Below are 22,009 nucleotides of genomic sequence, written 5' to 3' on the forward strand. Positions count from 1 at the left end.
GCACACGCCGATCTCGGTGCCTTTCTCGGCGGCCAGCTGCTTGAGCCGGATCGCCGCCGACAGCCCGGCGGGGCCGCCGCCGACGATCACGACGTCGTATTCCATCGATTCGCGCGGGCCGTATTGCTCGATGAGGCTTGCGGGGGTCATTGGCGTTCCTCTAACCGTTAGAATGCTTTTATTCGGGAGCGTATTGTCTGCGAAACGAAACGCTTGCCGCAACAGCACGCGTCTAGATTAGCACGATCGTTCTATTCTTGTGCTAGGGTTATGCCGCCCGGGCCGTGTTGCCCGAGCTGGCGAAATGACATCGAAAGGGGATGTGCAAATGGGTCGATCGATCAATCTGGAAGGCAAGGTTGCGCTGGTCACGGGCGCGTCGAGCGGCCTCGGGCAGCGTTTTGCGCAGGTGCTGTCGCAGGCCGGCGCGAAGGTCGTGCTCGCGAGCCGCCGCGTCGAGCGCCTGAAGGAGCTGCGCGCGGAGATCGAGGCGGCGGGCGGTGCCGCGCACGTCGTGTCGCTCGACGTCACCGACGTCCAGAGCATCAAGGCGGCGGTCGCGCACGCGGAGACCGAAGCCGGCACGATCGATATCCTCGTGAACAATTCCGGCGTGTCGACGATGCAGAAGCTTGTCGACGTGACGCCGGCCGATTTCGAGTTCGTGTTCGATACCAACACGCGCGGCGCATTTTTCGTCGCGCAGGAAGTCGCGAAGCGGATGATCATGCGTGCGAACGGCAGCGGTAACGGCAAGCCGCCGTGCCGGATCATCAACATCGCGTCGGTGGCCGGGCTGCGCGTGTTTCCGCAGATCGGGCTGTACGCGATGAGCAAGGCCGCGGTCGTGCAGATGACGCGCGCGATGGCGCTCGAATGGGGGCGCCACGGGATCAATGTCAACGCGATCTGTCCGGGTTATATCGATACCGAAATCAATCATTACCTGTGGGAAACCGAGCAGGGCCAGAAGCTGCAGTCGATGCTGCCGCGCAAGCGCGTCGGCAAGCCGCAGGATCTCGACGGGCTGTTGTTGCTGCTCGCGGCCGACGAGTCGCAGTTCATCAACGGCTCGATCATCTCCGCCGACGACGGCTTCGGCCTCGCCTGAGCGGATGACATTCAGCAACAAAGAAGACTGCAATGAGCGTAACAAGCGATTACTCACCCGTTTTTGAGATGTCGATGCCGATCCGCTGGGGCGACATGGACGCGTTCGGCCACGTGAACAACACGGTCTATTTCCGCTACATGGAGCAGGCGCGGATCTCGTGGTTCGAGGAACTCGGCATCGCCGGCGGCAACGGCGAGGGGCAGGGGCCCGTCATCGTCACGGCGTCGATGGAATTCCTCAAGCAACTGCATTATCCGGGCGACGTGATCGCGAAGATGTCGGCTGCGAAACCCGGCAGAAGCAGCTTCGACACCGGTTTCGAGCTTACGCGTGCGGACGATCCGCAGCACGTCTATGCGCGCGGCAACGCGCGCTGCGTGTGGGTCGACTATGCGCTCGGCAAGTCGGTGTCGCTGCCGCAACTGCTGCGCGACACGATCGAGCGCGCGCTCGCGACGAAAATCGTCTGAGCGCCGATATGGCGAGGCCGGCGCCGGCGCGCCGGTGAGTCGCCACGCCCGCTGTTACCCGAATCGGCCGCCTTGCGCGGCCGATTGTCATCCGGGCGCCGCCATTTGCTGCCCGTTCACTGCCCGAGCAGGCGCTGCAGCAGCTCCGGCGTGTTGTTCGTCCCGTACTTGCGCATCAGCCGTGCGCGGTAGATGTCGACCGTGCGCGAGCTGATGTCGAGCACGCGCCCGATCTGCTTGCTGGTCTTGCCGGTCGCGAGTTGCGCGGCGATCTCGCGCTCGCGCGGAGTCAGTTCGACCGCGACGCGGCGCGTCGCGCTCAAATCCTCGAAGGTCCAGACGCCGGCCGCGAGCGGCGCGGTGCGGTCGAGCGCGCGGCCCGTCACGTGGCACCAGAACAGCTCGCCGTCGGCCCGTTTCATGATTCTGTCATCCGAATAGATGCCGTTCGCGACCATCACGCGCGAGATGCGCTCGCCGATTCGCTGGAATTCGTCCGTCGACGGGTAGAGCACCTCGTACGATTTCCCGATCAGGTCGGCCCGCGCGCAGCGGAAGATCGACGCGAGCGCGTCGTTGCAGTCCTCGATTACGCGGTCGCGCGACATCACGAGGCCGAGCGGCGCGAGGTGGAAGGCAGTCTGGTAATCGAGAGCGGGCATGGCGCAGGCAAGCGGAGGCAAACGCTTATGTATTTTTGCGTATTGTGCCGCATCCGCGCCGCATCGTACCCTTTCAGGCATCTCGTGGCAGTTCGCCGCGACATAAAAACAGCGCGCCTCGACGCAGGCATCGCCGCGCATGCATAGAATGATGCGGCGGGCTTGCCGCCCACGTGGGCGCGTGAACCGGTTTCGCTGGTTTCCATAAAGGAAGGGACAACAGATGAACAAAGTCTATCCAAGCGCGGCTGCCGCGCTGGAAGGGATCGTCCGCGACGGGCAGACCTTCGCGGTGGGCGGCTTCGGCCTGTGCGGGATTCCCGAGGCGCTGATCGGCGCGTTGCGCGATTCGGGCGTCAAGGGCATCACCTGCATCAGCAACAACGCGGGCGTCGACGGCTTCGGTCTCGGCCTGCTGCTGGAAACGCGCCAGATCAAGAAGATGATCTCGTCGTACGTCGGCGAGAACAAGGAGTTCGAGCGCCAATACCTGGCCGGCGAACTCGAGCTCGAATTCACGCCGCAAGGCACGCTCGCCGAAAAGCTGCGCGCGGGCGGCGCGGGCATCCCCGCGTTCTTCACGAATACCGGCTACGGCACCGTGATCGCGGAAGGCAAGGAAACGCGCCAGTTCGGCGATCGCCACTACGTGCTCGAGCCGTCGCTGACGGCCGACGTCGCGCTCGTGAAGGCGTGGAAGGCCGACAAGTCCGGCAACCTGATCTATCGCCGCACCGCGCGCAACTTCAACCCGATGTGCGCGATGGCCGGCAAGATCACCGTGGTGGAGGTCGAGGAGATCGTCGAGAACGGCGCACTCGATCCGGACCAGGTCCATACGCCGGGGATTTTCGTGCAGCGCATCGTGCTGAACGCGACGCCGGAAAAACGCATCGAACAACGCGTCGTACGCGCGAAAGGAGACTGACATGGCCTGGAATCGTGACCAGATGGCCGCGCGCGCGGCGAAGGAACTGCAGGACGGCTTCTACGTGAACCTCGGCATCGGCCTGCCGACGCTCGTCGCGAATCACGTGCCGGAAGGCGTCGAGGTGTGGCTGCAGTCGGAGAACGGGCTGCTCGGCATCGGCCCGTCGCCGACCGAAGACGAGGTCGACGCCGATCTCATCAACGCCGGCAAGCAGACCGTCACGACGCTGCCGGGCTCGTCGATCTTCTCGTCGGCCGACTCGTTCGCGATGATCCGCGGCGGCCACATCAACCTCGCGATCCTCGGCGCGATGCAGGTCAGCAAGCAGGGCGACCTCGCGAACTGGATGATCCCCGGCAAGATGATCAAGGGGATGGGCGGCGCGATGGACCTCGTCGCCGGCGTGAAGCGCGTCGTCGTGCTGATGGAGCACGTCGCGAAGGGCGATCAGCACAAGATCCTCGACGAGTGCAACCTGCCGCTGACGGGTGTCGGCGTGGTGGACCTGATCATCACCGATCTCGGCGTGATCGAAGTGACGCCGGCCGGCCTGAAGGTTCTCGAGCTCGCCGACGGCGTGAGCGCCGACGAGATCCAGGCGAAGACGGGCGCACCGCTCGACGTGAGCGCGGTCGCGTAAGCCGACGGAGCTTGGCGCCGCGCGCCGTTGCGCGGCTGCGGCGCCCCGCATGCTTCGATGCATGCGGGGCGCTGTCTTTTGGCGTGCGGGAATGCGCGTTTTCATGGCGGTCGCGCCCGTGCCACGGACCTTTCTCGATGTATTACGCGATTGCGCCGCCGCCGTCGACGAGTACGGTCGAACCGGTCGAGTACGGCGTCGCCGCCAGATAGACGATCGCGTTCGCGACATCCTCGGGCCGGCCCACGCGGCGCGCCGGCAACCGCTGCGCGGCGCCGGCGAACATGGCGTCGCGCGCGTCGGTCGCGAGCTTGTCCCACAGCGGCGTGGCGATCAGGCCGGGCGACACCGTGTTGACGCGTACGGGGGCCAGTTCGAGCGCCAGGCCGCGGGCCAGTGCATCGAGTGCCGCATTGATTGCGCCCTGCAGCACCGACGATGCACTCGGTCGCACGCCGAGAAACCCCGACACGAACGTCAGCGAGCCGCCCGGGACGATGTCGATTGCCCGCGCGATGCGATACGCGCCCCAGAACTTGCTGTCCATCGCGGCCTGCGCGGCGTCGAATGCGAGCGAGCGGACCGGGCCTGTTGCGGTCTGTGCGGCGGAAATCACGACGTGGTCGAACCGGCCGGCGCGTGCGCAGAATGCATCGACTTCGTCGGTTCGCGTGATATCGAGCGGTGCGAAGCGCGTGCCGCGGCCGATCGCGGCCGCGACCGCCTCGCCCTTGCGTGCGTCGCGCGAAGCGATCGTCACGCGTGCGCCGCGCTGCGCGAATGCCTGCGCGGCGGCCGCGCCGATCCCGGAGCTCCCGCCGACCACGAGCACCGCGTTGCCATTGAATGAATCGTTCATGATGGTTCGTTCCCGTTGAGAAGAAAGAAATCCGGTCAGATCGTCTCGGTTTCGCGCAGCGTCGCCGCGTTGCCGAGCGCGTAACGCGCGATCTCGTCCTTGCGCATGAACGCGACACCCGGATGCGATCGCGCGTAGCGCAGGAATTCGTCCCACGCACGGACCATCTGCGGCGTGCCGCTGATGCGGTCGTGTGCGCTGATCGACATCATGCGGCGTCGCTGCCCGGCCTCCGCGTAGAGCTGGTCGAAATCGAGCTTGATCTGCTCCAGGAACATCGTCGGCGAGTAATTGCGGCCTTCGATCAGCAGGATGTCGTTGTTGCGCAGCGTGTACGGGACGACGGCGAAATCGTGCCCGTTCACGGTCTCGATGAACGGCTCGTCGCGGCTGACGTCGTCGATGTGATAGGTGTAGCCGAGTTCCTGCAACAGCGACAGCGTGTTCGGCCCGCGCCGCAGCCAGTTGCAGTTGTAGCCGATCGGCCTCGTGCCGGTCGCTGCCTCGACCATGTCGCGCGCTTCGATCAGGAAGCGGCGCTCGTCGTCGCGGCTCATCGCGAACTGCGAGCGCCAGCTTGGGCCGTGCGCCGACGCCTCGTGGCCGCGCGCGACGATCTCCCGTGCGAGATCGGCGCGGTGCCGGACGGCTTCGCCGATCATGTGCGACGTGACTTTCACGCCATGCCGGTCCCACAGGTCGAGCATGCGCGGGATGCCTTCGCGATAGCCGTACGCGAACCAGGTGCCCGACGCGAGGTCTGCCGGCACGGAAGGGGGGAACGCGACGCCCGGAAACGGGCTGTCCGCGCCCTTGGGCGGTTGGCCGCCGGCCTCGAATTGCATCGAGATCGAGATCACGAGGCGGATGTCGTCCGGCCAGAACTTGCCGCCCGCGGCGGTCGGCGCGGCGGGCGGCCCGGCCGTTGCGGCGTTTGCGTGCCGCGCCGCGCTGCCGAGTACCGCGCCGGCGGCGGCCAGCCCGGCGCCGGCGCCGGCCTGTGCGAGGAATGCGCGGCGTGCCGCGCGCGTCGAAGGATCGAAGTTCGTCATCGGCTGGGCCCTCAGTTTGCGACGCCGAGTTGGCGCATCAGCGTCAGGTTGTCTTCGATGTGCCAGTTCTCGGCGATCCGGCCGGCCGCGATCCGGTAGATGTCGGTCGCGACGAAATCGACCGCCTGTCCGTGGCCGGTCGTGTTGCCAAAGACCTCGGTGAAATGTCCGCGAAACCGCAGGTGGACGACGACGCGATCGCCGGCGACGATCATCTGCTCGATCTCGCAATGCAGGTCGGGAATCGCCGCGCGCATCGTTCGCGATGCTGCGAGCGGCCCCGGCACGCCCTGGGCCCGTCCGGCCGGCAGCGTGCGATCCATGAAGTCGGCAGCGAGTGCCGCGCGCGCAAGCGCCTCGTCTCCCGTGTCCCAGAACGTGGCGTAGCGGCGCGCCGCAAGGATCTGGTCGCGCGCCTGAGCGGCGGGCAGTCCGGCCGCGACCGTCAGGTGCAACGGGGTCGCGAGATCGGCCGCATTGGCGGTGACGGGCGGTAGCGCGACTGCGGCAAACGTCGCCGCGAGCGTGCCGGCAATCGAGCGGCGCAGGAATCGTTGCAACGCAGACATCGGATTCTCCTTTTTCATGATGGTGCGCCTGGATGGCGCGGTGACGTCATGGTAGGTTTCCGAATTCGATATAAATACCAAGGGGAGGCGAATGAATTATTCGAAAAAAGGAAAGGGTGGCGGATCGAGGATGCTCGAATGCTGATCGACGACCTGCCCGCGCTGGAAACCTTCTCGATCGTCGTCGCGGCGGGCAGCCTGTCGGCGGCGGCGCGGGAGCAGGACTTGTCGCTGTCGGTGATCAGCAAACGGCTTGCGCATCTGGAGGCTCGGCTCGGGGTGCGGCTGCTGCACCGGACGACTCGCCGGCAGACGCTGACCGACGAGGGCACGCTGTTCCATGCACAGGTGCTGCGCATCCTCGCCGAAGTCGACCTGGCGGAAACGCTGATGCGGGATCGCCGCGGCACGGTGAGCGGCCTGCTGCGCGTGACCGCGCCGGGCGAGATCGGGCGCCTGCGGATCGCGCCGCTCGTCGCCGAGTTCCGGCGCCGGCATCCGCAGGTGTGCGTGCAATTGATTCTGACCGACACGGTCATCGATCTGCTCGCGCACGAGATCGACGTCGCGGTGCGGATCGGCAGTCTCGCCGATTCTTCGATGATCGCGCGTGAACTGGCGCCGAACCGCCGCGTGCTGTGCGCGTCACCGGCATACGTCGCCGAATGCGGCTTGCCGGTGCATCCCGGCGAGCTGCGTGCGCACCGTTGCATCGTGATGGGCGAGCAACTGCAGGCCGAATGGCGGTTCGATGGCTTGGACGGCCCGATCGCGGTCGAGGTCGCGGCGGCGGTGCTGACCAACGACGGAGGCGCGGCGCGCATGCTTGCGCTCGACGGCGCAGGCATTGCGTTGAAGTCGATCTGGGACGTCGCGCCCGATCTCGAGGCGGGCCGGCTCGTGCGGGTGCTGCCTGTATATGCGGCGCCGGCGGCGCCGCTGCATGCGGTCTATCCGGGCGGGCGGCATCTCGCGTTGCGCGTGCGGACGTTCGTCGATTTCGTGCGCGAGCACTTGCAGGCGGCGTGGCGCTGGGACGCGAGCTGACGATGCGCGCGATTGTGCGGATCGTTTCGTCGAAAGAGGGCGCACGGCGAATGCCACGCGCGCAGCGTTCCCCAGCACGGGTGGCAGGCGGCGGAACGCGTCGCGCGACCGAAGCGTTTACAATCGTCTGCATTGGGCCGCGCCAGCGTTGCCTCGCTGCGCGCCCCCGTTCGACAGGATGCCAACGATGCCAACGACCTCAGCGAATCCCCCGGTTCCGCGCCAGCGGCGCGTGCAGTGTGCGAGCGCTGCCGGCCTTCACCACATCGCCTATGCAGAGTGGGGAGATCCCGCCAACCCGCGCGTGCTGGTCTGCGTGCATGGCCTGACCCGTTCCGGGCGCGATTTCGACCGGCTCGCCGCCGCGCTGTCCGATACGTATCGCGTCGTTTGCCCCGATGTCGTCGGGCGCGGCCGGTCGGACTGGCTCGCCGATCCGCGGCTCTATGCGATCCCGCAATACGTGGCCGACATGGTGACGCTGATCGCGCGGCTCGACGTCGAATCGGTCGACTGGTTCGGCACGTCGATGGGCGGCCTGATCGGCATGGCGCTCGCAGGGCTGCCCGGTTCGCCGCTGCGGCGGATGATCGTCAACGACGTCGGCCCGCGCATCGAGCCCGATTCGCTGACGCGCATCGGCGAGTATCTCGGCGTGCAGCCGCGTTTTGCGACCGAGCAGGAAGGTATCGACTATCTGACGTCGTTGTCGCTGCCGTTCGGCGCGCTGACCGCCGACGAGTGGCGCGAGCTCAACGGGCCGCTGCTGCGCGAGTTGCCCGAAGGCGGCTGGACGATGCGCTACGATCCGCGCATCGCCGAGCCGTTCAAGGCGACGACGCCCGAACTGGCCGCGCTCGGCGAGGCCGCACTGTGGCACGCCATCGAGACGACGGACGCGTCGCTGCTCGTCGTGCGCGGCGAGACGTCCGACCTGCTGTCGCGCGAGACGGTGGCCGACATGATGCGTCGCGGCCGGCATGTGGCGCAGGCCGAGATTCCGGGTGCGGGTCACGCGCCGGCGTTCATCGGCGCCGACCAGATTGCGCTTGCACGGCGGTTTTTCGTCGAAGGCGACGCATAAACGCGTCATAATATGTGGTTCGGCGGCACGCGGGCCGTGTCGTCGTCCGATTCTTCACCCACTCAAGACCGGAACATTCCATGGCAGTCATTCGTCACCACGTCGGGGCCCGTCTCTCCGAAACCGCGATCCACAACGGTACCGTGTATCTGGCAGGCCAGATCGCCGAAGACACCACGCAGGGCATCGAGGGCCAGACGCGCGAAGTGCTCGGCCACATCGACCGCCTGCTCGCCGAAGCGAACAGCGACAAGGCGCATCTGCTGTCGGTGCAGATCTACATCTCGGACCTGGCGAATTTCGAAGGCATGAATGCGGAGTGGGACGCGTGGGTCGCGCAGGGCAACACGCCGCCGCGCGCCACCGTCGAGGCGAAGCTCGCAGATCCGGCGCTGCTCGTCGAGATCGTGGTCGTCGCCGCGCAGCGGAGCTGAGCCGCGCCGAGTTGAGCATTAACCGACGATGACCGCATTCCGTCAGGCCGTGCAATGACCGAGTCCGTTTCCACTTCCCCCGTCGCGGCACCGTCGTTCGACGACGTGCTCGCGTTCGTGCGCGAGCGGGCCGGCAATGCACGCCTGTCGTCCGGCGAACTGCTTGCCGATCACTCGGCGGGCACGGCGTCGATCATGCGCACGCTGAACGTCGATCCGTCCGCGATGCAGGCCGCCGCGCTGTTCGTACTGACGCCGCACCTGAGCGACCCGGAGCGCGAGCTCACCGAACGTTTCGGCGACGAAGTGGCGCGGCTCGTGTCGGACGTGCGCAAGCTGTTGCGGCTCGGCACCGTCAGCCTGCGCGCCGCGCAGAATGCGGTGCCCGACGCCGGGCGCGACGCGGCGGAAGAGCGGCGCACGCAGATCGAGGCGCTGCGCAAGATGCTGCTCGCGTTCGCGCAGGACATCCGCGTGGTGCTGATCCGGCTCGCGTCGCGGTTGCAGTCGCTGCGCTACTACGCGGCCGCGAAGATCGACCCGCCGCCCGACGTCGCACGCGAGACGCTCGAGATCTATGCGCCGCTCGCGAACCGTCTCGGGATCTGGCAACTGAAGTGGGAGCTCGAGGATCTCGCGTTCCGCTTCGAGGATCCCGTCACCTACAAGCGGATCGCGAAGCTGCTCGACGAGAAGCGCATCGAACGCGAGGCCTACGTCACGCAGGCGATCGAGCGGCTGCAGCACGAGCTGGCGGACGCGCACATCCAGGCCGACGTGAGCGGCCGGCCGAAGCATATCTACAGCATCTGGCGCAAGATGCGCGGCAAGGAGCTCGATTTCTCCGAACTGTACGATGTGCGCGCGTTTCGTGTGATCGTGCCCGACATCAAGGATTGCTACGCGGTGCTCGGCATCGTGCATCACCTGTGGCAGCCGGTGCCTAAGGAGTTCGACGACTATATCTCGCGTCCGAAGCCGAACGGCTACAAGTCGCTGCATACGGTCGTGATCGGCGACGACGGCCGCGCGTTCGAAGTGCAGATCCGCACGCAGGAGATGCACCGCTTCGCCGAGTACGGCGTCGCCGCGCACTGGCGCTACAAGGAGGCCGGCGCGCGCGGTTATGGCGGCCAGTTCTCGGCGAGCGACAAGTACGACGAGAAGATCGCGTGGCTGCGCCAGTTGCTCGCATGGAAGGACGACGTCGAGGACGGCCCCGGGGTATCGGGCGACCAGGCGTGGGCACAATTGCGCGAGACTTCGCTCGACGACGACCACATCTACGTGCTGACGCCGCAGGCGCGCGTGATCGCGCTGCCGCAGGGCGCGACGCCAGTCGATTTCGCGTACCACCTGCACAGCGAACTCGGTCATCGCTGCCGCGGCGCGCGCGTCGACGGCGCGATGGTGCCGCTGAACACGCCGCTCGCGAACGGTCAGACGGTCGAGATCGTCGCGGTGAAGGAGGGCGGGCCGTCGCGCGACTGGCTGAACCTGCAGCTCGGCTACCTGAAGAGCTCGCGCGCGCGCCAGAAGGTGCGGGCGTGGTTCAACTCGATCGAGCAGGAAGAAAACGTCTCGCACGGCCGTGCGCTCGTCGAAAAGACGCTGCAGCGCGAGGGCAAGACGTCGGTCAACCTGGACAACCTCGCCGCGAAGCTCGGTTTCAAGTCGCCCGAGGAGTTGTTCTCGGTCGTCGGCAAGGAAGAATTCAGCCTGCGCAATGTCGAGCACGCGCTGTCCGATGCGCCGCCGCCTGAACCTGCGCCCGAGGCGCCTGCCGATTTCGAAAAGCGCAGCAGCGGCGCGAGCGTCGCGCACGGCGCGTCGACCGGCGTGCTGGTGGTGGGCGTCGACGCGCTGCTGACCCAGCTCGCGCGTTGCTGCCGGCCGGCGCCGCCCGATCCGATCGCCGGCTTCGTCACGCGCGGCAAGGGGATGTCGATCCACCGCAGCGACTGCCCGACGTTTCGCCGGATGGTCGAGCGCGCGCCGGAACGCGTGCTGCAGACGACCTGGTCGGCCGACGTGCTGGGGGGGCGCGGCGCGTCCGTCTATCCGGTCGACCTGATGATCGAGGCGAGCGACCGGCAAGGGTTGCTGCGCGACATCTCCGAAGTGTTCGCGCGCGAAAAGATCAACGTGGTGGGCGTGAAGACGCAGAGCCGCCGTAATGCGGCATTCATGCAGTTCACGGTCGAGGTGTCGAATTCGGCACAGGTGCAGCGCGCCTGCACGCTGCTCGGTGAAGTCCCGGGCGTGGTGCGGGCCGGCCGCAAGGCGTGATGGGGTTGGAACGCCGTAATTTTGCTGCGACCGCATAAAAACGCTTGCCAAACCGATAACGGCTCCATATAATTTCAGCTTCTCTAGGCTCGTAGCTCAGCTGGTTAGAGCACCACCTTGACATGGTGGGGGTCGTTGGTTCGAGTCCAATCGAGCCTACCAACGAATTGAGAATGCCCGGTCTTCGGGTATTCGATGCAGTAAATAGCTCAACGCGAACAAGGCGAATACGGTTATGGCACCGCGAACGTTGACCGAAACCACTTCGGAGCGACGCTAGTCGAGGAACGTTTTCGCCCTTTCAGTTTGAGTGAAGTATCGAATGCGGCCCCTCGAAAGCGGGGCCGCATTTTTTTTGTCGCGAAAATTCCGCGCGTGACTTTTACATCGCGTGCCTGGTCTGCCGCCCACTGTCGGCATCACGGAGATTGGTATGGTTTCGATACGCTTGCCTGACGGCTCAGTTCGACAATACGAGCATCCGGTGACAGTTGCCGAGGTTGCAGCCTCGATCGGTCCCGGCCTTGCGAAGGCTGCGCTTGGTGGCAAGCTCGACGGCGAACTCGTCGATACGTCCACGGTGATCGACCGCGACGCATCGCTCGCCATCGTCACGGACAAGGATGCCGACGGCCTCGACATCATCCGTCACTCGACGGCGCACTTGCTCGCATACGCGGTGAAGGAACTGTATCCGGATGCGCAGGTGACGATCGGCCCCGTGATCGACAACGGCTTCTATTACGACTTCTCGTATAACCGTCCGTTTACGCCGGAAGATCTGGAAAAGATCGAAAAGCGCATGCAGGAGATCGTGAAGAAGGACGAGCCCGTGACGCGCCGTGTCGTGTCGCGCGACGAGGCCGCGGGTTACTTCCGCAGCCTCGGCGAGAAGTACAAGGCCGAGATCATCGAGTCGATTCCGCAGAACGACGAAATCAAGCTGTATTCGCACGGCAGCTTCACCGATCTGTGCCGCGGCCCGCACGTGCCGTCGACCGGCAAGCTGAAGGTCTTCAAGCTGATGAAGGTCGCGGGTGCGTACTGGCGCGGCGATTCGAAGAACGAGCAGCTGCAGCGCATCTACGGCACGGCCTGGACGAAGAAGGAAGACCAGGATCAGTACCTGCACATGCTCGAGGAGGCGGAAAAGCGCGACCACCGCAAGCTCGGCAAGCAGCTCGACCTGTTCCACATGCAGGAAGAGTCGCCGGGCATGGTGTTCTGGCATCCGAAGGGCTGGGCGCTGTGGCAGCAGGTCGAGCAGTACATGCGCCGCCGCGTGAACGAAGCCGGCTACCTCGAGATCAAGACGCCGATGATCATGGATCGCTCGCTGTGGGAAGCGTCGGGCCATTGGCAGAACTACCGCGAGAACATGTTCACGACGGAGTCGGAAAAGCGCGACTACGCGATCAAGCCGATGAACTGCCCTGGGCACGTCCAGGTGTTCAAGCACGGCCTGCGTTCCTACCGCGACTTGCCGCTGCGTTACGCGGAGTTCGGCTCGTGCCACCGCAACGAGGCGTCGGGCGCGCTGCACGGCCTGATGCGCGTGCGTGGCTTCGTGCAGGACGATGCGCACATCTTCTGTACGGAAGACCAGATCATTGCCGAGTCGATCGCGTTTAACAAGCTCGCGATGAGCGTGTACGGCGATTTCGGCTTCGACCACATCGACATCAAGCTGTCGCTGCGTCCTGAGCAGCGCATGGGTTCCGACGAAACGTGGGACCGTGCCGAGCAGGGGCTGCGCGAAGCGCTGACGGCGTGCGGCCTGCAGTGGGAAGAGCTGCCGGGCGAGGGTGCGTTCTACGGTCCGAAGATCGAGTACCACATCAAGGACGCGCTCGGCCGTTCGTGGCAGTGTGGCACGCTGCAGCTCGACATGATGCTGCCGGAGCGCCTCGGCGCCGAGTACGTGGCGGAGGACAACAGCCGTCGCCGGCCCGTGATGCTGCACCGTGCAATCGTCGGTTCGATGGAGCGATTCCTCGGCATTTTGATCGAGCACCACGCTGGTGCAATGCCGGTCTGGCTCGCGCCGATGCAGGCTGTTGTGCTCAATATCGCCGAAAGTCAGGTCGAATATGCGCAATCTCTGGCCCAATCGTTGCAAAAACAAGGGGTTAGAGTGACGGCCGATTTGCGCAACGAGAAGATTAGCTATAAAATACGCGAGCACACGCTGGAAAAGGTGCCTTATCTCCTCGTCGTGGGCGATAAGGAGCGTGATGCGCAAACGGTAGCCGTGCGTGCCCGTGGCGGCGTCGATCTTGGCGTGATGCCGGTCGATGCCTTCGTTGAGCGTCTGCAGGAAGACCTGCGCTCGTTCAAGTAACCGCCCTGGCAGCGCGGCTCGTTTTTTTAATTTTTAGAGGAAACGTAACATCGCTACTGATAAGTCGTCGCATCGCATCAACGGTGAAATCACTGCGCCGGAAGTGCGTCTGGTCGGGATCGAGAACGAACCGCTCGGTATCGTAAAACTCGCTGATGCTTTCCGTAAATCGGAAGAACTGGATGTTGACCTGGTGGAAATCGCGCCTCAAGCGGTTCCCCCGGTTTGCCGTCTGATGGATTACGGCAAGTTCAAGTACCAGGAATCGAAGAAGCAGCACGAAGCGAAGCTGAAGCAGAAGGTCATCCAGGTCAAGGAAGTCAAGTTCCGCCCGGGTACCGATGACGGGGATTACAACGTCAAGCTCCGCAATCTCGTGCGCTTCCTCGAAGAGGGCGACAAGACGAAGATCACGTTGCGTTTCCGAGGCCGCGAAATGGCTCACCAGGAAATCGGTATGCGGATGCTCGAGCGTCTGCGCACGGATCTCGAGGAAGTCGGCCAGGTCGAGCAGATGCCGAAGATGGAAGGGCGCCAGATGATCATGGTGCTCTCGCCGAAGAAAAAGAAGTAACGGGCTCGCGCGCTTCGCGCGCAGGTTCGGAAGTGGTTCGGCGCGTTGCCCGGTCAGGGCGGCGCGCCAACAATGACGGCGGCTGTGCAAGCGGTTCGCCGTACACAAGTGGACTGGGTTTCGAAGGGCGGGTCAAGGGCGCAAGCCAACCGCACACCCATCGCCATCTAATAAACTGGAGTTGTTCGTCATGCCTAAGATGAAGACCAAGAAGAGCGCTGCAAAGCGCTTCGTGGTGCGTCCGGGCGGTACCGTCAAGCGCGGTCAAGCCTTCAAGCGCCACATCCTGACCAAGAAAACCACGAAGAACAAGCGTCATCTGCGTGGCGCCACGGCAGTTCATGATTCCGATCTGAACTCCGTCCGCGCAATGCTCCCGTTCGCGTAACCCCTCAATCGATACTCTAAGGAGAGAAACATGCCTCGAGTCAAACGTGGGGTAACCGCACGGGCCCGCCACAAGAAGATCATCAACCTGGCCAAGGGTTATCGCGGCCGCCGCAATAACGTCTACCGCATCGCCAAGCAGGCGGTGATGCGCGCTGGCCAGTACGCGTACCGCGATCGCCGCAACAAGAAGCGTGTGTTCCGCGCACTGTGGATCACGCGTATCAACGCGGCAGTTCGCCAGCACGACATGACCTACAGCGTGTTCATCAACGGCCTGAAGAAGGCGTCGATCGAACTCGACCGTAAGGTGCTGGCCGACATGGCGGTGTTCGACAAGGCTGCTTTTGCTGCGATCGTCAAGCAAGTGAAAGCCGCCGTTGCAGCCTAATTGCGAAATTAGCACTGCGTGGTTAGTTGCAGCGATGATCCGGTAGTCTCGGCCGCTGCAGCGAAAACGGGGCTCTTCCGAGCCCCTTTTTTTATCGGCCCTCGCTGGGCCGCCCCAAGAGGGCCGATCGCCCCCTCGGGGGGGCAGCGAAAGAAGAGAGCGTGGGGGCCGTTTTTTGTTGGTGGGCGATTTCGCTCGCCAAGACCGAATGACGTTGGAAATGATGGGATCTATGGATCTGGACCAGATTGTCGCCGACGCGCAGCAGTCCTTCGAACAGGCTGCCGACATCACCACGCTCGAAAACGAGAAAGCACGCTTTCTCGGCAAGTCGGGTGCGCTGACCGAGTTGCTGAAGGGCCTCGGCAAGCTCGATCCCGAAGCACGCAAGACCGAAGGCGCACGCATCAACGTCGTGAAGCAGCAGGTTGAAGCCGCGCTGACCGCACGTCGCCAGGCGCTCGCCGACGCGCTGCTGAACCAGCGCCTCGCCGCCGAGGCGATCGACGTGACGTTGCCGGGCCGCGGCGCCGGTGCAGGCAGCCTGCACCCCGTGATGCGCACGTGGGAGCGCGTCGAACAGATTTTCCGCTCGATCGGTTTCGACGTGGCCGACGGTCCCGAGATCGAGACCGACTGGTACAACTTCACGTCGCTGAACAGCCCGGAGAACCATCCGGCGCGTTCGATGCAGGACACCTTCTACGTCGAAGGCAAGGACGCCGACGGCCGCCAGCTGCTGCTGCGCACGCACACGAGCCCGATGCAGGTGCGTTACGCGCGCATGAACCGTCCGCCGATCAAGGTGATCGCGCCGGGCCGCACGTATCGCGTCGACAGCGATGCGACCCACTCGCCGATGTTCAATCAGGTCGAGGGGCTGTGGATCGACGAGAACATCAGCTTCGCCGATCTCAAGGGCGTCTATACCGACTTCCTGAAAAAATTCTTCGAGCGCGACGACATCCTCGTGCGCTTCCGTCCGTCGTATTTCCCGTTCACGGAACCGTCGGCCGAAATCGACATGATGTTCGAGCAAGGCAAGAACGCCGGCAAGTGGCTCGAGATCTCCGGCTCGGGGCAGGTACATCCGACCGTGATTCGCAACATGGGCCTCGATCCCGAGCGCTACATCGGCTTCGCGTTCGGCAGCGGCCTCGAGCGCCTGACGATGCTGCGCTACGGCGTCCAGGATCTCCGGCTGTTTTTCGAGAACGACCTGCGTTTCCTGCGCCAGTTCGCATAACGCCGCTCGCCGCGCCGACCTGTGCCCGCGCACGCCCCGACGGACGATCCGATGGGGCCCGGGCGTCGATCTAACCTGTTTCGAACGTAGACATCCATGCAATTCCCTGAATCCTGGTTGAGAACCTTTGTCGACCCGCAGCTCACGACCGACGAACTGTCGCACGCGCTGACGATGGCGGGGCTCGAAGTCGAATCGCTGAGCAAGGCTGCGCCGCCGACGTCGAAAATCGTCGTCGGCCGCGTGCTCGAAGTCGTCAAGCATCCGGATGCGGACAAGCTCAATGTCTGCCAGGTCGACGCCGGCACCGGCGCGACGCTGAACATCGTCTGCGGCGCGCCGAACGTGGCGCCCGGCATCAAGGTGCCGGTCGCGCTGGTCGGCGCGGAACTGCCGCCGGCGGAAGAGGGCGGCAAGCCGTTCGCGATCAAGCTGTCGAAGCTGCGCGGCGTGGAGAGCCAGGGGATGCTGTGCTCGGCGCGCGAGCTGAAGCTGTCCGAGGATCACAGCGGCCTGCTGATCCTGCCGGAAGACACGCCGGTCGGTCAGGACATCCGCGAGACGCTCAATCTCGACGACACGATCTTCGAAATCAAGCTGACGCCGAACAAGGCCGACTGCCTGTCCGTGTTCGGTATCGCGCGCGAGACGGCCGCGATCACCGGTGCGCCGCTGACGCCGGTCGACATCCGCCCGGTGCGCGTCGAGCTCGACGAAACGCTGCCGGTGCGCATTGCCGCTCCGGATCTGTGCGGCCGCTTCTCGGGCCGCGTGATCCGCGGCGTGAACGCGCACGCGAAGACGCCGCAGTGGATGGTCGAGCGCCTCGAGCGTTCGGGGCAGCGCAGCGTGTCCGCGCTCGTCGACATCTCGAACTACGTGATGTTCGAGCTCGGCCGCCCGTCGCACGTGTTCGATCTCGACAAGATCCACGGCGGCATCGAGGTGCGCTGGGGCAAGCGCGGCGAATCGCTGAAGCTGCTCAACGGCAATACGGTCGAACTGGATGAAACGGTCGGCGTGATTGCGGACGACCGCCACGTCGAAAGCCTGGCCGGCATCATGGGTGGCGACAGCACGGCCGTCACGCTCGACACGACCAACATCTACCTGGAAGCCGCATTCTGGTGGCCGGACAGCATCCGCGGCCGCGCGCGCAAGTACAACTTCTCGACCGATGCGGCCCATCGCTTCGAGCGCGGTGTCGATTACGCGACGACCGTCGACCACGTCGAGCGCATCACGCAGCTGATTCTCGAGATCTGCGGCGGCAAGGCCGGCCCGGTCGACGATCAGTCCGTGAACCTGCCGCAGCGCGCGTCGGTAAAGATGCGCGTGTCGCGTGCGAACCGCATCATCGGCGTGAAGATCGGCGCCGACGAGATCGCCAGCATCTTCACGCGCCTCGGCCTGCCGTTCGACCGTGACGACGACGCGTTCCTCGTCACGCCGCCGTCGCACCGCTTCGACATCGAGATCGAGGAAGACCTGATCGAGGAAGTGGCGCGCATTTACGGTTTCGAGAAGATCCCGGCGCGTCCGCCGGTCGCGACGAGCGAAATGCGTGCGACCAACGAGACGCGGCGCTCGATCCACGACATCCGTCATGCGCTCGCCGCGCGCGACTATGCGGAAACCGTCAACTTCAGCTTCGTCGATGCCGAGTGGGAGCACGATTTCGCAGGCAACGACAACCCGATCCGGCTGCTGAACCCGATCGCGAGCCAGCTTTCGGTGATGCGCACGACGCTGTTCGGCAGCCTGATCGCCGTGCTGCGCCACAACCTGAATCGCCGCGCCGATCGCGTGCGCGTGTTCGAGTCGGGCCGCGTGTTCCTCGCCGATCCGTCGGTGAAGGCCGGCGAGCTGGCCGTCGAAGGTCATGCGCAGCCGAAGCGTGTCGGCGCGCTTGCGTACGGTCCGGCACTCGACGAGCAGTGGGGCGCAGCGACCCGCGCGGTCGATTTCTTCGACGTGAAGGGCGATCTGGAGGCGCTGCTCGCGCCCGCGGCCGCGCGATTCGTGAAGGCAGAGCATCCGGCCCTCCATCCGGGCCGCAGCGCACGCATCGAGGTCGATGGCCGCGCGGTCGGCTGGATCGGCGAGCTGCACCCGCGCCTGATGCAGAAGTACGAGCTGCCGCATGCGCCGGTGATGTTCGAAATCGATGCGGACGCGCTGATCGCGCGTGCGCTGCCCGCGCCGACCGACGTGTCGAAATTCCCGCCGGTACGTCGCGATATCGCCGTTGTCGTCGATCAGGCGGTCGAGGTTCAGGCACTTTTCGACGAAATGAAGAAGGCGCTTGCCGAAGAGGCCTGCCGATTCGTTCAGAAGGTTGTACTCTTCGACGAATTTCGTGCAAAATCAAATACTTCCGGTGGTCTTGCCGCGCACGAGAAGAGCCTTGCCTTCCGCGTGACGCTGCAGGACGCGGCTGGCACGCTGCAGGACGAGGTCGTCGATCAGGCGATCCAGACGCTGGTCGAGCGGATGGCTCGTGCCGGTGCGCGCCTGCGCGGCTAAGGAGAGGGCCCGCCCGCTTGCGGGCGGCTTTTTCCCATCGTAAGTTTTGATTCAACGCGCTGTATGGCAGATATGAACGACATGACCTCGAGTGAATTCGAAGCCCTCCTGACGGCGCAACGCAGCGCCATGAACCGCGACGCTTCGGCGCCGGCGTCTGCCGAGACGCCCACGCTGACGAAAGCGGAGCTAGCGGAGCTGCTGTTCGACAGCGTCGGGTTGAACAAGCGTGAAGCGAAGGACATGGTCGAGGCGTTTTTCGAAGTGATCCGCGACGCGCTCGAAAACGGCGAAAGCGTCAAGCTGTCGGGGTTCGGCAATTTCCAGCTGCGCGACAAGCCGCAACGTCCGGGCCGCAATCCGAAGACGGGCGAGGCGATTCCGATCGCGGCCCGCCGGGTGGTAACCTTCCACGCGAGCCAGAAGCTGAAGGCGCTGGTCGAAAACGGCGCGGAGTAACGCCCCGCGCGCTGACGTCCCGCGCGGCCGCCGCGCACCCTTACCGACGGTTAACCGACGATGACCACCACGGTTGAGAAAGTCGTTTTGCCTCCGATTCCCGCGAAGCGCTACTTCACGATCGGCGAAGTCAGCGAATTGTGCGGGGTCAAGCCGCATGTGCTGCGTTATTGGGAACAGGAATTCACTCAGCTGCGGCCGGTGAAGCGGCGCGGCAATCGTCGGTATTACCAGCATCACGAAGTGCTGCTGATCCGGCGGATTCGCGAGTTGCTGTACGAGCAGGGGTTCACGATCAACGGCGCACGCAACCGGCTCGATTCGCCGAGCGGCGAGCGGGCCGCGGCGGAACCCGTCGAACCCGAGATGCAGGCCGCCGACGCGCGTGCGCCCGGCAAGCCGGGTGCGACGGTCGATGTCATCGCGCTGCGGCAGGCGCTGCTCGACGTGATCGACGGACTGAAGCACGACTGAGCGAGCAGCGCGAAGGATGAAATGAAATGCCCGGTTGGCGAAGCGCCACCGGGCTTTTTTCATGCGTGTCGCATATGCGGATCAGTGCGACGCGAGCGGATTCTTCTGCCCCATGTCGACGACCAGCGTGCCGTCCGGCAGCATCCGCACCGAGCCCTGCGCGACCTGGCTGCGATAGCCGTACAGGTCGAAGCGCATCGGGCCGGCCTCGGCTGAATTCCGGATCAGTGCGCGCACGTTCAGTTCGAGCACGTTGAACATCTTCATGTCGCCGCCTTCCATCCACATGTAGCTCGGCGCATCGATCTGCGGCCGCTTCGGCGCGGGCGTGCCCGCCGCCCGCCGGAACGTGAGGCGCAGCCCGTCGCGCTCGACCGTTGCCTGCCCGAGCTTGCCGTTCAGCACCGGCGGCGGGAACACGGTGTACTGGTCGAGCACGAGCGTGTCGCCGCGCAATTCCGCGCCGCGACGCTGCAGCGGCGTCAGCGAAGCGAGCTCGATGCCGAGCGAGCGCAGCAGCTTCGCCTGCGGAATGCCGAGCACCGACACCTGGGATGGCTTGAACGCGAGGTGCCGGTCGTCGAGCACCGTCAGCGAGCCCTTCATGTCGGTCGGCAGCCAGACGCCGGGCACGTGATTCCACAGCTTGATGCCGCCCTGGACGCGCAGGTTCTGGCCGTCCGCGCTCAGCTGCAGGTCGTTCAGCGAACGCGGCGAGTAGTCGAGCAGGTAGTTGTTGAAGAGCGCGGACATCGCCTTCCACGACTCGACTACCGTGCCGCCGAGAATGCGGATGTCGTACTGGTTCGGATCGTCGAGGTCGACGGGCTCGCCGGGCCGCTTCGACACGAGTTCGACGTCGAGATCCTCGACATGAAAGCCGATATCGCCGGACAGGTTGAAGTCGACGTTGCGCAGATGGATCGTCGGGTTGCGGTTCGATACGTGCCGTTCGTTGAACGGCGTGGTTGATGTGCGCCGCATCGCGACCTTCTGCATGCCGGGTCGCGCGGTGTCCGCCGCGAGCGCGTAGGCTTCCCAGTGCTGGCGTACGTCGCGCAGCACGTTTTGTTGCGCGGCGAGGAAGCTGTCGTTCAGGCGCGCGACCGCGTTGCCGAGCAGCGCACCGCTGGCCGGGCCCGTGTACGAAGGCATGTGGATTGCCATCGCACCGCTTTCGTCGAAATTGAAATAGCCGGCCGACACCTGGTCGCGATAGTGATACAGGTCGAACACGAAATTCCGGTCGCGCTTCGCCGGACCGGCCGGACCGATCAGGATGTCGGCGTTCATCGGCATCGAGCGCATGAACTTCACGTCGCCGCCGCGGATGTACATCGCCTGCTGCGGTGCGTTCGCGGGCATCGCAAAGCCCGCATGCGTGCCGTCGTCGAGCGCCAGGTCGAGGCCGGCCGGCGTCACGCGCAGCGCGGTGATCGTGAGCTTCAGGCGCGGCGGCGGCATCAGCTTGTCGACCGACATCACGAGATCGTCGCCGGCGAGCTGCGCGATCGGCGTCTGGACCTTCAGCAGGTCGGCCATCTTCACGTTGGCCGCGCGCATCACCGGCTGCGCGTTGATGCCCGACACGCGCACGCCGGTCGGGTGGAACACGAGCTGGCTGCCGTCGCGGATCGCGAGCGTGCCGGTCAGCGAGAACGGCACCCAGCCGTCGCGCTGCATTTCGCCCTGCAGGTGGATCACGCCGTCGCCGGCCGACACGGCGAGCTTGCGCAGCGGTGCGTTGCGGTAACCGAAGATATAGGTATTGAAGAGGGCGGTCAGCTTCGCGTTGTCGAGCGTGACCGTGCCTTCGTGCACGTCGATCTCGAAGCTCGTCGGATCGTCGAACACGATCGGCGCGCCGGCCTGCGTCGGCACGAGCGTGGCCGACAACTGACGGATGAAGAAGCCGAGGTTGTTGACGATGCGGAAATCGACGTCGCGCAGGAACGTCATCGCGCCGTTCTGGCCCGAGTCGCGCAGCGTGAACGGGCGCGGTTGCGCGAGGCTGATCGACGCGAGCGACGGCACGGTGCGCGCGATCTGCTGCTCGCGGGCGAGGCGTTCGGCTTTGGTGCGCTCGATCTTCGTCGACGCGACCGACGCGTTGCCGTCGCGCTGCGCGGACGATTCCGCACAGCCGGTGCAGAGCAGCGCGAGCGCCAGCGCGCCGCAGCCGAATATGCGGGATGTCTTGTGCGAGACCGGGGCGGCCGCGCGTCGCGGGCCGGAAAGCCAGTCGAAAATTGCCAAAGGCGAGCGATGGCCGCGCCGGACCGCATTCCGCATCGTCTGTCTCCATGTCTTGTCGTGATCGACGGTGGTGCGCGCCACTGCACGGCGCGAGCGTCGATGCCGTGCAGTGTGTCATAGCGTGCTAGAGCGGCGTTACCAAACAACGGGCGCCCGGGCGCGGCAAGCCGGCGGGCTGCGGGACAATGGATTCGGGGTGGCGGG

The 22,009-nt window shown here is 65.2% G+C and carries 22 protein-coding genes and 1 tRNA gene; 17 read left to right on the forward strand and 6 right to left on the reverse strand.

Annotated features, from left to right (window positions below):
• Positions 1-174: FAD-dependent oxidoreductase (locus GD429_RS32080; protein ID WP_230943195.1), on the reverse strand; the 174-nt coding region annotated here is incomplete at its 3' end.
• A 154-nt stretch (positions 175-328) separates the two neighbouring features.
• Here GD429_RS32080 and GD429_RS32085 point away from each other — a divergent pair.
• The gene (locus tag GD429_RS32085; RefSeq protein WP_124454775.1) at positions 329-1,111 is read left to right on the forward strand and encodes an SDR family oxidoreductase; all 783 of its coding nucleotides are present in this window, start codon (positions 329-331) and stop codon (positions 1,109-1,111) included.
• 32 nt (positions 1,112-1,143) lie between these two features.
• Positions 1,144-1,584, forward strand: coding sequence for an acyl-CoA thioesterase (locus GD429_RS32090; RefSeq protein ID WP_152863171.1), 441 nt, complete (start codon positions 1,144-1,146; stop codon positions 1,582-1,584).
• Positions 1,585-1,700: 116 nt separating this feature from the next.
• On the opposite strand, the gene GD429_RS32095 is transcribed toward GD429_RS32090, so the two are convergent.
• Positions 1,701-2,246, reverse strand: a complete 546-nt coding sequence (locus GD429_RS32095) for a LuxR C-terminal-related transcriptional regulator (protein ID WP_152863173.1) — start codon at positions 2,244-2,246, stop codon at positions 1,701-1,703.
• A gap of 223 nt (positions 2,247-2,469) precedes the next feature.
• On the opposite strand from GD429_RS32095, the gene GD429_RS32100 reads away from it, so the two are divergent.
• The gene (locus GD429_RS32100; protein WP_111017248.1) at positions 2,470-3,174 is read left to right on the forward strand and encodes a CoA transferase subunit A; all 705 of its coding nucleotides are present in this window, start codon (positions 2,470-2,472) and stop codon (positions 3,172-3,174) included.
• Position 3,175: 1 nt separating this feature from the next.
• Positions 3,176-3,817, forward strand: a complete 642-nt coding sequence (locus GD429_RS32105; protein ID WP_047900502.1) for a CoA transferase subunit B — start codon at positions 3,176-3,178, stop codon at positions 3,815-3,817.
• 142 nt (positions 3,818-3,959) lie between these two features.
• Here the strand turns inward: GD429_RS32105 and GD429_RS32110 are convergent, their stop codons facing one another.
• Genes GD429_RS32110 through GD429_RS32120 form a run of 3 tightly spaced genes read right to left on the reverse strand, consistent with a single transcriptional unit; the run spans position 3,960 to position 6,297 of the window.
• Entirely contained in the window at positions 3,960-4,676 is a 717-nt protein-coding gene (locus GD429_RS32110; protein ID WP_152863175.1) for an SDR family oxidoreductase, read from the reverse strand.
• A gap of 35 nt (positions 4,677-4,711) precedes the next feature.
• Positions 4,712-5,728: a polysaccharide deacetylase family protein gene (locus tag GD429_RS32115; RefSeq protein WP_152863177.1), complete on the reverse strand. Its 1,017-nt coding sequence runs from the start codon at positions 5,726-5,728 to the stop codon at positions 4,712-4,714.
• Between the two features lie 11 nt (positions 5,729-5,739).
• Positions 5,740-6,297 carry an ester cyclase gene (locus tag GD429_RS32120; RefSeq protein ID WP_152863178.1) on the reverse strand — a complete coding sequence of 186 codons (558 nt, stop codon included), beginning with the start codon at positions 6,295-6,297 and terminating at the stop codon, positions 5,740-5,742.
• A 138-nt stretch (positions 6,298-6,435) separates the two neighbouring features.
• On the opposite strand from GD429_RS32120, the gene GD429_RS32125 reads away from it, so the two are divergent.
• The 13 genes from GD429_RS32125 (at position 6,436) to GD429_RS32190 (ending at position 19,549) form a co-directional block, all read left to right on the forward strand.
• Positions 6,436-7,344, forward strand: coding sequence for a LysR family transcriptional regulator (locus GD429_RS32125; RefSeq protein ID WP_152863181.1), 909 nt, complete (start codon positions 6,436-6,438; stop codon positions 7,342-7,344).
• A gap of 187 nt (positions 7,345-7,531) precedes the next feature.
• A complete protein-coding gene (locus GD429_RS32130) occupies positions 7,532-8,428 on the forward strand; it encodes an alpha/beta fold hydrolase (RefSeq protein ID WP_152863183.1) in 897 nt (298 codons plus the stop codon).
• 80 nt (positions 8,429-8,508) lie between these two features.
• Complete coding sequence (locus GD429_RS32135) at positions 8,509-8,862, forward strand: RidA family protein (RefSeq protein ID WP_152863185.1); 354 nt, start codon at positions 8,509-8,511, stop codon at positions 8,860-8,862.
• 54 nt (positions 8,863-8,916) lie between these two features.
• Positions 8,917-11,151 carry a RelA/SpoT family protein gene (locus GD429_RS32140; RefSeq protein WP_152863187.1) on the forward strand — a complete coding sequence of 745 codons (2,235 nt, stop codon included), beginning with the start codon at positions 8,917-8,919 and terminating at the stop codon, positions 11,149-11,151.
• Positions 11,152-11,236: 85 nt separating this feature from the next.
• A tRNA-Val gene (locus GD429_RS32145) sits at positions 11,237-11,313 on the forward strand.
• 271 nt (positions 11,314-11,584) lie between these two features.
• Positions 11,585-13,492, forward strand: coding sequence for a threonine--tRNA ligase (thrS, locus tag GD429_RS32155; protein WP_152863189.1), 1,908 nt, complete (start codon positions 11,585-11,587; stop codon positions 13,490-13,492).
• A 49-nt stretch (positions 13,493-13,541) separates the two neighbouring features.
• Positions 13,542-14,066 carry a translation initiation factor IF-3 gene (gene infC, locus GD429_RS32160; RefSeq protein WP_071734130.1) on the forward strand — a complete coding sequence of 175 codons (525 nt, stop codon included), beginning with the start codon at positions 13,542-13,544 and terminating at the stop codon, positions 14,064-14,066.
• A 190-nt stretch (positions 14,067-14,256) separates the two neighbouring features.
• Positions 14,257-14,454, forward strand: coding sequence for a 50S ribosomal protein L35 (gene rpmI, locus GD429_RS32165; protein ID WP_004191477.1), 198 nt, complete (start codon positions 14,257-14,259; stop codon positions 14,452-14,454).
• A 30-nt stretch (positions 14,455-14,484) separates the two neighbouring features.
• Positions 14,485-14,844 carry a 50S ribosomal protein L20 gene (gene rplT, locus GD429_RS32170; RefSeq protein WP_004192938.1) on the forward strand — a complete coding sequence of 120 codons (360 nt, stop codon included), beginning with the start codon at positions 14,485-14,487 and terminating at the stop codon, positions 14,842-14,844.
• 232 nt (positions 14,845-15,076) lie between these two features.
• Positions 15,077-16,090, forward strand: a complete 1,014-nt coding sequence (gene pheS, locus GD429_RS32175; protein WP_034184012.1) for a phenylalanine--tRNA ligase subunit alpha — start codon at positions 15,077-15,079, stop codon at positions 16,088-16,090.
• Between the two features lie 96 nt (positions 16,091-16,186).
• Positions 16,187-18,616 carry a phenylalanine--tRNA ligase subunit beta gene (gene pheT / locus GD429_RS32180; protein ID WP_152863192.1) on the forward strand — a complete coding sequence of 810 codons (2,430 nt, stop codon included), beginning with the start codon at positions 16,187-16,189 and terminating at the stop codon, positions 18,614-18,616.
• A gap of 72 nt (positions 18,617-18,688) precedes the next feature.
• Positions 18,689-19,075 carry an integration host factor subunit alpha gene (locus tag GD429_RS32185; protein ID WP_040144036.1) on the forward strand — a complete coding sequence of 129 codons (387 nt, stop codon included), beginning with the start codon at positions 18,689-18,691 and terminating at the stop codon, positions 19,073-19,075.
• 60 nt (positions 19,076-19,135) lie between these two features.
• On the forward strand, positions 19,136-19,549 hold the full coding sequence (locus GD429_RS32190) for a MerR family transcriptional regulator (protein WP_152863194.1): 414 nt from the start codon (positions 19,136-19,138) through the stop codon (positions 19,547-19,549).
• Between the two features lie 81 nt (positions 19,550-19,630).
• Here GD429_RS32190 and GD429_RS32195 read toward each other — a convergent pair whose 3' ends face one another.
• The gene (locus GD429_RS32195) at positions 19,631-21,841 is read right to left on the reverse strand and encodes a hypothetical protein (protein WP_152863196.1); all 2,211 of its coding nucleotides are present in this window, start codon (positions 21,839-21,841) and stop codon (positions 19,631-19,633) included.
• Positions 21,842-22,009: the final 168 nt, after the last annotated feature.

This window comes from Burkholderia sp. BE17 (assembly GCF_009362305.1).
In the GTDB taxonomy this organism is placed as follows: Bacteria; Pseudomonadota; Gammaproteobacteria; order Burkholderiales; family Burkholderiaceae; genus Burkholderia; species Burkholderia pyrrocinia_C.